Annotated in this window: 12 protein-coding genes and 1 pseudogene; 2 read left to right on the plus strand and 11 right to left on the minus strand. The window is 49.5% G+C overall.

The window, feature by feature from the left end; translation table 11 throughout:
- The 8 genes and pseudogenes from M2374_RS22300 to pcoA form a co-directional block, all read right to left on the minus strand.
- Positions 1 to 74, minus strand: a pseudogene (locus M2374_RS22300) (TetR/AcrR family transcriptional regulator); the annotation flags it as partial.
- A 480-nt stretch (positions 75 to 554) separates the two neighbouring features.
- On the minus strand, positions 555 to 989 hold the full coding sequence (gene pcoE, locus M2374_RS21600) for a copper resistance system metallochaperone PcoE (RefSeq protein WP_038633679.1): 435 nt from the start codon (positions 987 to 989) through the stop codon (positions 555 to 557).
- A gap of 215 nt (positions 990 to 1,204) precedes the next feature.
- Positions 1,205 to 2,605 (minus strand): copper resistance membrane spanning protein PcoS, encoded by a 1,401-nt coding sequence (pcoS, locus tag M2374_RS21605; protein ID WP_006785898.1) that lies wholly within the window; start codon positions 2,603 to 2,605, stop codon positions 1,205 to 1,207.
- Positions 2,602 to 3,282: a copper response regulator transcription factor PcoR gene (gene pcoR / locus M2374_RS21610; RefSeq protein WP_001188930.1), complete on the minus strand. Its 681-nt coding sequence runs from the start codon at positions 3,280 to 3,282 to the stop codon at positions 2,602 to 2,604. The genes pcoS and pcoR overlap by 4 nt, the downstream gene beginning before the upstream one ends.
- 54 nt (positions 3,283 to 3,336) lie before the next feature.
- Positions 3,337 to 4,215, minus strand: a complete 879-nt coding sequence (pcoD, locus tag M2374_RS21615; protein WP_229692861.1) for a copper resistance inner membrane protein PcoD — start codon at positions 4,213 to 4,215, stop codon at positions 3,337 to 3,339.
- Positions 4,216 to 4,270: 55 nt separating this feature from the next.
- Entirely contained in the window at positions 4,271 to 4,651 is a 381-nt protein-coding gene (gene pcoC / locus M2374_RS21620) for a copper resistance system metallochaperone PcoC (RefSeq protein ID WP_000025662.1), read from the minus strand.
- A gap of 39 nt (positions 4,652 to 4,690) precedes the next feature.
- Complete coding sequence (gene pcoB / locus M2374_RS21625; protein WP_074133539.1) at positions 4,691 to 5,581, minus strand: copper resistance outer membrane transporter PcoB; 891 nt, start codon at positions 5,579 to 5,581, stop codon at positions 4,691 to 4,693.
- A gap of 5 nt (positions 5,582 to 5,586) precedes the next feature.
- Complete coding sequence (gene pcoA, locus M2374_RS21630) at positions 5,587 to 7,404, minus strand: multicopper oxidase PcoA (RefSeq protein WP_000925242.1); 1,818 nt, start codon at positions 7,402 to 7,404, stop codon at positions 5,587 to 5,589.
- 234 nt (positions 7,405 to 7,638) lie between these two features.
- Between pcoA and M2374_RS21635 the strand changes: the two genes are divergently transcribed.
- The gene (locus tag M2374_RS21635) at positions 7,639 to 8,088 is read left to right on the plus strand and encodes a hypothetical protein (protein WP_003032836.1); all 450 of its coding nucleotides are present in this window, start codon (positions 7,639 to 7,641) and stop codon (positions 8,086 to 8,088) included.
- Between the two features lie 288 nt (positions 8,089 to 8,376).
- The gene (locus tag M2374_RS21640) at positions 8,377 to 9,114 is read left to right on the plus strand and encodes a peptidoglycan DD-metalloendopeptidase family protein (protein ID WP_000287501.1); all 738 of its coding nucleotides are present in this window, start codon (positions 8,377 to 8,379) and stop codon (positions 9,112 to 9,114) included.
- Positions 9,115 to 9,147: 33 nt separating this feature from the next.
- On the opposite strand, the gene M2374_RS21645 is transcribed toward M2374_RS21640, so the two are convergent.
- From M2374_RS21645 to M2374_RS21655, 3 genes are all read right to left on the minus strand, one after another.
- Positions 9,148 to 9,345 (minus strand): DUF2933 domain-containing protein, encoded by a 198-nt coding sequence (locus tag M2374_RS21645; RefSeq protein ID WP_000843494.1) that lies wholly within the window; start codon positions 9,343 to 9,345, stop codon positions 9,148 to 9,150.
- A gap of 40 nt (positions 9,346 to 9,385) precedes the next feature.
- Positions 9,386 to 11,839 carry an Ag(+)-translocating P-type ATPase SilP gene (gene silP / locus M2374_RS21650; RefSeq protein ID WP_038633697.1) on the minus strand — a complete coding sequence of 818 codons (2,454 nt, stop codon included), beginning with the start codon at positions 11,837 to 11,839 and terminating at the stop codon, positions 9,386 to 9,388.
- A 126-nt stretch (positions 11,840 to 11,965) separates the two neighbouring features.
- Positions 11,966 to 12,406: a DUF411 domain-containing protein gene (locus tag M2374_RS21655; protein ID WP_000758228.1), complete on the minus strand. Its 441-nt coding sequence runs from the start codon at positions 12,404 to 12,406 to the stop codon at positions 11,966 to 11,968.
- Positions 12,407 to 12,424: the final 18 nt, after the last annotated feature.

A 12,424-nucleotide genomic window follows, 5' to 3' on the forward strand; every position in this document is an offset into this window, starting at 1 on the left:
GCCACGACGGACTCGACAGTTACGGCACGACGTTCATCGGCCGGCAGATGCTTTGGATGGGTGTCAACGAGCACTCCTTGTAAGATAGTAATTGATTACTATCTTACCACAAGAGGCAACTCAAACAAGAGAAAACCCGACGTACTCGTCAATATCTAGAGTCTGCAATGGGCTTAACGTGCTTTATTTTCCGTTTTCTGAGACGTCCCCAGTATGGCAACCACGATCAGTTGTGTAGAGACATTAAAGTTGTATCCTTTAACCTGAAAAAGACTTTAAAGTTGTAAACTTTTAAAAAAAACACATACAAAACATGATACTAAGTGTGTATCACACGCTGTTCCAACATTATGCCTTGATGTTCTTGCAGGAACTGCAATTTACAGGAGGAAAAAGGTGTTTTTGTAGTTATCTGGCGTTACGTGACAGTGTTGGTCAGATACTTCCACCTCTTCAGAGTTAAAGTTTGATATATGGGAAAAAAACGCTCCCGGACGGGAGCGTAAGCCAGTGACTTCGGCGTCAAATGAGGGTCTAACAAGTGGAGCTGCGGGTTAATTCTGGGTGATCTGGCTGCGATGCTTTTCAGCCTGCTGCTGATGAATAACGGAAGATTGACCATTATTCGCCTTCTCATGCATAACAGCGGCTTTCTCATGCTCGTTCATTTCGGAAAATGATTTTGCTGTTTCGTTAGAAGCTGCTGGCTTGGATTTCATCATTTTTTTATGCATTTCAGCCATGTCCTGATGGGCAGCAGAATTGCCGTTTTGCATCATTTCATGGGACATTGCGGCCTGATCGTGACCGCTCATATCCATCATTTTCATGCTCTCCCCCTGAACTGCACTTTTTTCAGCGGATGATTGCATCTGATGGGCAGGCGCCTGGGCATTATTTACCTGGTCATGCATGTTCATTGTCTCTGCAGCCCAGGCAGATGAAGCGACAGCCATCATGGCAATAAAGGATACAAGGATCTTTTTCATGGTTGGGTCTCCGGTGTTTTCATACCCGAACAATCAATGCTTATAACAGAGAAAGCATTTGATCTCAGGGCTGGTTGATCATCACGCCAGGAACCGGGCGATTGAATTATCACGCTGTCCTGATTTATGGCTGATTATAAAAAACCGCCTCTGTTTATCGCGTGACTGAACGATGACATTTTTGTCACCTTCCGGGTTTCTCCTGAATAACGGTATTAATCCATTAACAGACGCACACTGAACACAATTTCCCGCCCCTGCTGTTCTGCTGACAGCTCGCCGCCGTGAGCATGAATGATCGACCTTGTAATTGATAATCCCAGCCCCGCGCCTTCCGTGTTGTAGAACCTTGATGAGTCTGCGCGATAGAACCGGTCAAACAAACGTTCCAGATTAGCGGGAACCTGGCCGGATATCGTATTCGTAATCATCACGTTCACACAGTCACTGTCACGCTCAAGGTGTATCGCTGTACAGGTGTTATCGGGAGAATACTTGATTGCATTGGAAAGCAGGTTACTGAAAGCACGTCGGAGCATATCGCTGTCTCCGGCAACAACGCCCTCTCCTTCAACCGTGATTGTCTTTCCTGTTTCGTCTGCCAGGGGCTCGAACAACTCACGTAATTCATTCAGTTCGGCTGCCAGATCCACATCATGTTTATCCAGCCGCAGCAGACCATGCTCTGAACGTGCCAGAAAAAGCATGTCACTGGTCATTCGTGACAACCTTTTCAGTTCTTCCAGGTTAGCGAATAAAATTTCGCGGTAATGCGAAACATCCCTTTCCTTAGCCAGTGCAAACTGCGTCTGCATCATCAGATTACTGACTGGTGTGCGCAGCTCATGCGCGATGTCAGACGAGAAATCTGACAGTTTCCGGAATGCCCCCTCCAGGCGATCAAACATATTATTGAACTCCTGCATGGTCTCAGAGATTTCCGGCGGAGCCAGATCGGGATTTAGACGCTGATCCAGGCTGTGTACAGTCATGGAGGAAGCCAGACTGGTCATTTCCCGTAACGGTTTCAGACCAATACGTGTGGTCAGCCAGCCCAGAAAAACAGAAATAAAGACCAGACCGATATTGAACCAGAACAGCCAGGTACTGAGTTTGTCCATAAACAGGGTGTGATACCCAGTATCCGTGGCAACCGTAATGATGACATGTTTGCTTTTACCCTGTTCCGGCGTCACGGCAACCCGCCGCGAGATACTGCGGTACACGGTGTTATTTTCTTCCGTCTGGATCATATAGTCGAGAATATCACCCGACTTATTAAGCAGGACCGCTGGAACAACAGAATTTTTGGCATAGAGTTCAACAATTTTTTCATTTTCCATGTTTTTTATAGAAATGAATAAACCATTGTGCCCTACCATCGCATCGTTTATTTTTTCTGATAATGACTTAATATCCGTTTTGTTCCGGAACGTCTCTGTTTTAAGAAACTCTTCGGTGAGCTGAAGTTTACCTGTCAGAAAATCGCGGTCCTGATTATCGAAATAGCCATTAAGGGTGCTAATCAGGATAAAACTTGATAACCACCATACCGTAAGCATCACCGCAGAAAAAATCAGGCTCAGGCGTGTGGTCAGGGAAATTTTGAACCTCACTCTTCTCTGATCTCCAGGACATATCCGGCACCGCGAACGGTATGGATCAGTTTTGGCTCAAAGTCATCATCAATTTTACTTCTCAGACGTCTCACGGCGACATCAATCACATTCGTATCACTGTCAAAATTCATGTTCCAGACCAGGGACGAGATAAGACTCCTGGGTAACACTTCTCCGGTGCGTTGCAGCAGCAACTCAAGCAGAACGTATTCTTTACCGGTGAGATGGATCTTCTTCCCCGAACGGATCACGGTCCGGCGCACCATATCAACGGTCATATCGGCGATGGTGCAGACTGTTGCGGCCTGCGAGCGTGCCCGGCGCAGTAGGGTTCTTACACGTGCAACCAGCTCCGTAAAATCAAAGGGCTTAATCAGGTAGTCATCTGCGCCAAGCTCCAGTCCTTTCACTTTGTCCCGCACGTTGTCCTTTGCGGTTAAAAACAGGACCGGTTCTTCGTGCCCGGACTCCCTCAGTGCGCTGATGATTTGCCACCCGTCGAGGAAAGGCAGCATCACGTCCAGTATTATCAAATCATACTGTCCCTTCGACGCGGCCCCGAGACCATCGCGGCCATTATTAAAGAGATCGGCCTGATAGCCTTCCTCAACCAGTCCCTGCTGCAGGTAACGACCTGTTTTTTGTTCGTCTTCAACGATTAAAATACGCTGCATGGTCAACTCGCTGATATGAAAGTAAAAATCTCACGCATGAGCTTTGGCTGTCCCCTAGCTGACCTGAGACGGAGCAAGCATTCCGAGCCACGCTACGGCGCCCAGAATGATAATCGCAACAACGAATTCTGTCAGGATGCTGTTTCGCATCAGGGCAACGCTGCGATCATAATTCCCTTCCCTGACCATAACTTCAAGCCGTGGCCCCAGGTGAAACCGGTTTGCTGCAGCCAGAAGAAGCATCAGAACAAACAGAGCCGTCTTGGCAAGCAATATCCTCCCCCAGGAACTGTTGAATAAGGGAGTTAAGTTACCCTCAGCAATATACAGATAGTTGACCAGCGCACTCAGGATCAGGGCTACAACAATCACCGTTCCTGCCGTGGCAAATTTTGCCAGGGAGTCAGATATCACAATGACGCTCTGTGCATTATGCTCGTTTCTGCGCATCAGCAGGATAGCAAATGCAACCAGAGCACCTGTCCAGGCACCTGCAGCGCCGAGATGGGTCAGATCGCTCAGTAAATGGAGATAGTAATGCAGACCGTCATGCATAACGGCGTGTCCTCCCCAGGCAAGTGTGGCCAGCGCCACGCCCCCACTCATCGTCATCAGCAGGCAGGACAATACTCTCTTATTAGTGTAAAGGAACAAAGCACCGAGTGTGGTAAACAGGGCACAGAGCCTGACAATCCAGCTAATACCCACATCAGTTTCTTCTATCACCATCTCGATAACATGGATGGATAATTCTCTGAGGTCAGTTACTCCACTCATGGCATTAGATACCAGGAGCATATTAATGCCAGTAAGAATGATGCCTGTAACAACAGCAAAGGTTATAAACGACCTGAAATTAGTCAGGTTATAGGTTTCATGTCTGACACCACTTATTCCATATATCTGAAAAAATGGCAATCCAAATATTACCATCAAATCCAGATAAAGAAGAAAACGAATAACAATCATAATCAGGTCGTTCATAATATTACTTCACTGTAAAGGTGTAATTACCGGTAATAGGGTGCGTATCTGAAGAAACCGCGCGCCAGTCAACACGATAAGTGCCAGCGGGTAAAGGCTCTCGCGGAATAATGACCATCGATTTAGGGTCAGCGCCTGGCGCCACTTTTGCCGCGACCGGCATCGGAGAATGTGATGACATGCCTTTCATACCCGTCATTGTTAATTTTGCACCTGAGAATTTCACGGTCAGATTTTCCGAGAAATTAAGCTGAATCTTTTCCGGGGCCGCTACGGCTGAATCAGCCTGTGGCACAGAGCTTTTTAATTCCGGATGGGCCATAGCAGAGAAAGCAACGCCCATAACGAGGCCACCTGTAAGAATGGCTTTATTTAAAATCGACATTTTATTTACCTGTTTAGTTGAGTGTTTTATATCAGTGCGTTAAAACCAGATTCTGGCTCCCGCCAGGAATACTACCTGATGGTCTTTCTCACCTTCTCTTTTCGCCATATCGGATGTTTTCCCGTAAAGTTGATTCCAGGAAACGCCTATATAGGGTGCAAACTCACGGCGTATTTCATAGCGCAGCCGGAGCCCCAGCTCTGTGTCAGTCAGTCCCCTGCCGCGACCCCGCGATTCATCATCCTGACTGTAGAAATTCACCTCATAGGATGGCTGGAGTATGAGCCGGTTAGTCAGTAAAACGTCGTATTCTCCTCCCAGACGAAGGGCTGCTTTTCCGCCATTACTGACAAAACCCGTAATTTCAGACTCAAAATTATAGAGTGCCAGCCCCTGAAAACCGACAGCAGCCCAGGTCCGGGCAGAAGCAGGTCTGAAATCCTGCCTGACACCCGCAACCAAATCCCACCATGGGCCAACCGCATGTCCCCAGAGTAACTGCGCTTCAGCCGCCTCCGTTTCCCCATTGCTTCGTTCACCTTCACTCTTTAGCCAAATCCGATCTGTGTCGCCTCCAATCCAGCTGTTAACACTCCAGCTGAAATTGTTGGTGTTATCCGACCGTTGCCATTCCAGTTGATCCAGCAGAACCAGATAATTAATCGCACTGTCGTGAATCGCATGCCCCTGTAAATTGCCGAATGCAGCCTTCCGGTCGGCATCGGTAACAGGCGGAATTGGCGTTCTGCTCTCAGTTACAATGGGCTCCATTGACGTCATCTCAGTGAAATTCTCATCTGCTGGCATCTGCATGGCAGACATGTCGTGCCCGGCGTGGGGATCTGCAGAGACGGAGCCCGCCGCAATAGAAAGCGGTGAGGTAAACAAACCGGCGACCAGAACAGGTATGGCCTTCAAATTTCTCTTCATTCGCATCATTCCTCCACCCGGACTTCACGAAACATTCCCATTTCCATGTGATAGAGCAAATGGCAGTGATACGCCCAGCGGCCAAGCGCATCTGCTGTCACTCTGTAACTGCGTTTTGTACCAGGGGGAACATCTATTGTGTGTTTACGAACCATGAAATTACCGTTTTCATCTTCCAGATCGCTCCACATACCATGCAGGTGAATGGGGTGAGTCATCATGGTATCGTTGATCAGCGTGATCCTGAGCCGCTCACCGTATTTCAGCAGCACCGGTGCGGCATCTGAAAACTTGATTCCGTTAAATGACCAGGCAAACTTTTCCATGTGGCCGGTTAAATGCAGTTCTATGGTACGGCCAGGTTCACGTCCGTCAGGATCCTCAAAGCGGCTTTTCAAATCCGCGTACGTGAGAACCTTTCTTCCGTTATTTCGAAGACCAATACCCGGATCATTTAATTTCGGAGAGACGCTCATCGCCTGCATATCAACCAGTGGGTTATCCGTTTCTGACGCAGGATGACTTTGCATACCCGGCATTCCGGCCATCCGGGAATGATCCATACCGGCCATGCTGCTGTGATCCATGGGCGCGGAGGATGTCCCGCTATCCGGAAGGTCAGCACCGTCCATAGACATCATCTCTCCGCTGTTATCCATGCCTCCCATCTGGCTGTGGTCCATTCCTGCCATATCATGTCCCATTCCCCCCATACCCATATCTTCCATGGTCAACAGAGGACGGGGATCGAGGGGGGGAACGGCAGCACTTAACCCCTCTCTCGTGGCCAGTGTCCCTCGAGCGTAACCGGTCCTGTCCATGGATTGTGCGAAGATGGTATAGGCCTCACCCTGAGGCTCCACAATGACATCATAGGTTTCGGCAACGGCAATCCTGAATTCGTCAACGGTAACCGGGTTTACATACTGGCCATCTGCAGCCACGACCGTCATTTTCAGCCCGGGGATACGGATATCGAAATAGGTCATTGCCGATCCGTTGATAAACCGTAAGCGTATCTTTTCACCGGGACGGAACAGTCCGGTCCAGTTTTTCAGCGGGGCCTGCCCGTTCATGAGATAGGTGTAGGTGTAGCCACTGACATCCGCGAGGTCAGTCGGATTCATTTTCATTTCAGCCCACATTTTCCGATCGGCAATGGTGGCTGACAGCCCCCTGGTATTCACGTCGCGGAAAAAAGAGCCAACGGTTGGTTTATTGAAATTGTAGTAATCCGACTGTTTTTTTAATTTTTTCAGCAGGCTGTGAGGATTTTCATCGGTCCAGTCAGACAACATGACCACATGCTCACGATCGTAAGCAAACGGTTCTGGCTCCCTGGCATCGATGATAATGGCACCGTATACCCCCTCCTGTTCCTGCAGACCGGAATGGCTGTGGTACCAGTAAGTCCCGTTCTGCTTAACCTTAAAGGTGTAAACGTAGGTATCATCAGGCTCTATGCCCATAAAACTCAGCCCCGGAACACCATCCATATTGGCCGGAAGAATAATGCCGTGCCAGTGAATGGACGTCTGTTCATTAAGACGGTTTTTGACCTTCAGGGTAATGGTGTCACCTTCTTTCCAGCGAAGAACGGGCCCCGGCAGGCCTCCATTGATTGTTTTGGCCTGACGCTCACTGCCCGTGATATTGACGGCCGTTTCACCAATGGTCAGGTCAAACTGAGTACCCTGCAGGGATGCGGCAACTGGCAGGCTCAGACTGGAACGCGCATTGAAACTCCATACGCCAAGACTTCCGGCTACGCCAGAGAGGGTTAACCCCTTCAGGAAAGTTCGTCGAGACGTTTTCAACAGCATGCGCATTCCCTTATTTAAAGTATGGTTACTGACAGAATTCGAGAACCGATTTAAATTAAATTACTGGTTCATCCACTTACAATGAAATGAATCTAGCACACCTTAAGAAACAAATTCATTACAATCGTGTAATGTACATAGCTGTATTACATTTACGTCATCTTCCCCACAGGTTGATTATTTTTATATATGATCATAAGGACATCTTTTATGTACCTCAGAAGGTAATTACACATGAATATATTAATCACGACCACTGCGTTTACAGCTTTATTTTGTGGGGCAGCTTTTGCTCAGTCCAGTGATATTGCCCATGAAGCACATCGATTTGTTAATAATGCCTCAGCCGTCAGTCATGTGAATTACTCGACGCATGAAAACTTACCGGACAGGGTTAATAAAAACAACACGCCCTCATTCTCTGAAATGAATGAACATGAAAGGGCCATTGTTGCTCATTCATTTATGAACAACAGCGCGTCCTATGCGCATCAGAAAATGATTGAGGAACATAAAAAAATGCTGTCCGGCAGTGATGCAAATTCAAAGACCTCGTCTTCTTCTTTTAACGAACTGAATGCCGGAGAAAAAGCCGCTCTCGTGCATGAGCAGGTCAATAATGCCGGTGCGGAAGCACATCAGACGCAGGCAAGAAAGCTTCGCGGGCTGTATTCGACCAGGTAACTGCAGGCGGGTTAGTGCTTAGCGTCAGGTGCGCAGCAGGGCTTTACTGACGGGTTACGTAGCAGGACATGAGCCCCATATTGCTCTGCCGTAACCTGTTTCAGTCCCGTTAATCATCACCGTCGGGCTGGTCATACAGTTCCCAGAGCTTCAGGAGCAAACGGGAAACAAGATATGTTACAAAAATGACGACCATCAACGGTGCTCCCGATTAACTGACAGATGACACGCCTCCTGAAAACCCCTAGCATACGCCGCAGTGTTCATGCTAACGGCGAATTCCAGTAAATGTATTCTACCGATGTCGTAAAAGAAAATGCCTACCTTTCAGCCACCCGCTCGGGGCTGGAATCGAACGAGATCGCTACTCTTCAGCGCTCCTTGCCTTCCCGGTTTAATCTGCGGCATTTGAAAAAAAATGAATCATTAAAACTCGTACTGCAAAAGAAAGCGGGAAAATCACGTGTCGTGGCCTATAAATTTACGTCCGGTTCATTTAATTACACGGCGTATCGTATATCAGATAAAAAGTTCTATAACCTTTCCGATACTTCCGGGAAAGGCAGTCTCGATTATCCGTTACCGGCCACAGCAAGACTCAGTTCGCCTTTCAATCCTGCAAGACTTAACCCGGTATCGGGAAAAGTGAGTCCCCATAATGGCATTGATTATTCCATGCCCATGAACACGAAAATAGTCAGCGTCATCGACGGAAAAATCACCCGGGCCGAATACAACAGTACCATGGGATATTTTGTTGAAGTAACGGGAAAAGCCGGTGTTAAAACTCGCTATCTCCACCTCAATAAAATACTCGTTACTAAAGGGGCCAGGGTTACACGGGGAGGTGCTATTGCGTTATCCGGTAACAGCGGACGTTCATCCGGTCCTCATCTGCATTACGAGCTGGTCATCAATAACAACCCTGTTAACTCTCTGGCGTTCCGGGCAGCGGCACCCGCTGATAACAAACTCGAACAGCATGCCTTTGCGCATGCCAGAGACTACGAACGATACCTGGACTGATAACGGGACCGCGACGCGGCCCCGTCTGCCGGATTAATTTTTTTTATCGTTTTCACTTCCGTGATGTTGATGATCTCCATGCCCTCCGTGGCCGTGGAAAAGATGCATTAGCGGGCAGACCAGCAATAACAGATATGGCCAGTAACCTGCCACATGTGACCAGTGTTCGCGCAGGAGGGCAAATGCCGCGATCGCGGCGACAGCAATAAGCGCATAGGTGGTACTTTTCATACTGGACTCCTTCTGTTCGTAACTGACCCTTCACTCAGTGTTATTTCCCGAGCCTGACACTTTTCAGACGCAACGCATTCACAATGACGCTGACGGAGGAAAGAGCCATGGCCGCCGCCGCAATAACTGGCGACAGCAGTATTCCATACACAGGATAAAGCAGACCTGCAGCCACAGGCACGCCAAGTGCGTTGTAGATAAATGCAAAAAACAGATTCTGACGGATATTTTTCATGGTGATCTCTGACAGATGACGGGCCCTGTTCAGTATCATCAAGTCGCCTTTGAGAAGGGTGACTCCGGCACTTTCAATTGCCACATCTGTACCCGTTCCCATGGCTATACCCACGTCAGCCGCTGCCAGCGCCGGGGCATCATTCACACCGTCTCCGGCCATCGCAACCACATGGCCAGACTCTTTCAGTCGGGTTATCACTGCTTTTTTGCCATCCGGCAGAATTCCGGCTTCAACCTCATCTATTCCCAGTTTCCGTGCGACTGCTTCAGCAGTAAGCTGGTTATCCCCGGTGAGCATAACAATGCGGATCCCCGCCTGACGCAAAGCTTTAAGCGCATCCGGCGTGGTTGTTTTCACGGGATCCGAGATAGCTATCAGGCCTGCAAGGTCCCCGTCTGTGGCCACATAGATAACGGTAGCGCCTTCCATCCGCAACGTATCCGCAACGGCCTTTTGATTATCAATAACGATACTGTTTTCCTGCATAGCCAGTTCATTACCAATAACAACCCGTTGACCTTCGACATCGCCTGAGACACCTTTACCCGACGGTGCATCGAAATGAGTGACTGCGGGTATTGCGATCCCCTTTTCCTGTGCTGCTTTAACTACTGCCATACCCAGCGGATGCTGCGAGCCTTTTTCCACTGCGGCTGTTACACGCAAAAGAGATGTTTCCCCACCCGGATTGAGACTGATAATCCCTGTCACCGTAGGCGAACCTTCCGTGAGCGTGCCTGTTTTGTCGACAACCAGCGTGTCCACTTTTTCAAGACGCTCAAGGGCTTCGGCATTCCTGATTAACACCCCGGCCTGGGCTCCTTTGCCCACCCCCACCATTATCGACATCGGCGTGGCCAGCCCCAGCGCGCAGGGACAGGCAATAATCAGGACCGACACAGCCGCAATGAGACCGTGCGCCATCCTGGGCTCGGGCCCCCAGACAGACCAGATCACGAAAGCAACAACCGCGATAAGTATCACCAGAGGAACAAACCAGCCTGAAACGCTGTCAGCCATTCTCTGGATGGGGGCACGCGAACGCTGTGCATCAGCGACCATCTGAACAATTCGTGAGAGCATTGTTTCATCACCGACTTTCTCTGCACGGATGATGAGACTCCCTGTCTGATTAATGGTCCCCCCGATGACAGGGTCACCCTCCGTTTTGGTAACCGGCATAGATTCCCCGGTCACCATCGATTCATCAACGGTTGTTTTGCCTTCGATCACAATACCGTCGACCGGAATACTCTCTCCTGGTCTGATGCGGAGCTTATCGCCAGGCAGAACATCTTCCGCATTAATATCCGTTTCATGACCGTCATGATCCAGCCGCCTGGCGGTTTTGGGGGCAAGATTCAGTAGTGCAGTAATGGCACCTGAGGTTTGTTCCCGTGCCCGCAGCTCAAGAACCTGTCCCAGCAGAACAAGCACCGTAATAACTGCTGCGGCTTCAAAATAAACGGCCACCAGGCCATCCATGTTTCTGAACGATGCAGGAAACCAGGAGGGGAAGACGGTTGCAATGACGCTGTACACCCAGGCTACGCCGGTGCCCATTGCAACAAGGGTAAACATATTCAGGGAGCGGTTACGTAACGACATTCCGGCCCGGGCGAAGAATGGCCAGCCACACCACAACACGACAGGAGAGGCCAGAAGCAGCTGCAGCCATGTGTTGTGCTGTGGCGGTACTGTATTCCTCAAGGCGGGAAACAGATGAGATCCCATTTCGAGTACCAGAACCGGAAACGCCAGCAACAACCCCAGCCAGAAGCGTCTTGTCATGTCGCGAAGTTCATCACTTGGCCCCGTGGATGCCGTAGCTACGAGCGGCTCCAGTGCCATTCCACAGACAGGACAGCTTCCGGGACCACTGCGGCGTATCTCCGGGTGCATCGGACATGTCCACACACCTTCAGAATTCTCTTTCTCCGCCTGGTGGTGAGGCTGTTTTATCTGATCAGGGCTGACTTCGTGATGATCGTGGTGATGGTGATGGTGATGGGAATGTTCACTGGCATCTTCGGTAAGATAACGATCGGGATGGGCTTTAAATTTACTCTCACAGCTGGCGGAGCAGAAATAAAGTTGGTGGTCCTGGTATCGAATGCTGCTGTGCGCCCTGTCGGGCAGGATGTCCATCCCGCACACGGGATCTCTCACCTTATGCAATACGTGGCCCTCGTCCGGGGATAATGTCTGCTCAGAAGCAGTCTGGTTGTTGTGTTGCACTGCATTGTCATTTTTCACAGTAACTCTCCTTATGCATACCGAAGCATCTTCTGTCTTCAGGGTATGTCATGGATGCGATTACCACGAATGCCGCCGGCATAAGAGTGCCTGCTGCCGGCGTCCCGTTATCAGCCGTTCCGCTGACTATTCGATTCGCTGGAAGACTTTTTTACTTCCATCCGGTGAGAATGCGATAACATCGTAAGCCTCTTTTCGGGCTCCCATCTCCATTCCAGGACTTCCTGCTGGCATACCGGGGGTGGCGAGACCGTATATACCTGAACCAGACTGCATTGCCTTATGTATCGTTGTCGCAGGCACATGGCCTTCAATGATCAAATTACCGGCAACCGCGGTATGACAACTTCGCAGTCCTGCAGGAATAGCATGCTTTTCTTTCAGGGCTGACAGCGCCTGATCATTCATGACGTGAGTTCGTACTTCAAACCCGTCTTTTTCCATCGCCTTGCCCCACAGGGAACAACAGCCACAGTTTTCAGATTTGTACATATCAATCACTTTTTCACTCGCCATCGCGGGCAGTGAAAGGCCGAGAGCCAGCGCCATCAGAACCACTTTTTTCATACTCACCTCTGTATATTA

Source organism: Citrobacter sp. JUb117 (assembly GCF_024809055.1).
GTDB classification, from domain to species: Bacteria; Pseudomonadota; Gammaproteobacteria; order Enterobacterales; family Enterobacteriaceae; genus Citrobacter; species Citrobacter gillenii.

Excerpts from the sequence above, each read along its gene's own strand:
- pcoD (WP_229692861.1), bottom strand. The coding sequence starts at position 4,215 with ATGGTAATATTTGGATTGCCATTTTTTCAGATATATGGAATAAGTGGT.
- pcoE (WP_038633679.1), bottom strand. The coding sequence starts at position 989 with ATGAAAAAGATCCTTGTATCCTTTATTGCCATGATGGCTGTCGCTTCA.
- pcoC (WP_000025662.1), bottom strand. The coding sequence starts at position 4,651 with ATGTCGATTTTAAATAAAGCCATTCTTACAGGTGGCCTCGTTATGGGC.
- M2374_RS21655 (WP_000758228.1), bottom strand. The coding sequence starts at position 12,406 with ATGAAAAAAGTGGTTCTGATGGCGCTGGCTCTCGGCCTTTCACTGCCC.
- M2374_RS21635 (WP_003032836.1), top strand. The coding sequence starts at position 7,639 with ATGAATATATTAATCACGACCACTGCGTTTACAGCTTTATTTTGTGGG.
- M2374_RS21640 (WP_000287501.1), top strand. The coding sequence starts at position 8,377 with ATGTATTCTACCGATGTCGTAAAAGAAAATGCCTACCTTTCAGCCACC.
- pcoB (WP_074133539.1), bottom strand. The coding sequence starts at position 5,581 with ATGAAGAGAAATTTGAAGGCCATACCTGTTCTGGTCGCCGGTTTGTTT.
- pcoR (WP_001188930.1), bottom strand. The coding sequence starts at position 3,282 with ATGCAGCGTATTTTAATCGTTGAAGACGAACAAAAAACAGGTCGTTAC.
- pcoA (WP_000925242.1), bottom strand. The coding sequence starts at position 7,404 with ATGCTGTTGAAAACGTCTCGACGAACTTTCCTGAAGGGGTTAACCCTC.
- M2374_RS21645 (WP_000843494.1), bottom strand. The coding sequence starts at position 9,345 with ATGAAAAGTACCACCTATGCGCTTATTGCTGTCGCCGCGATCGCGGCA.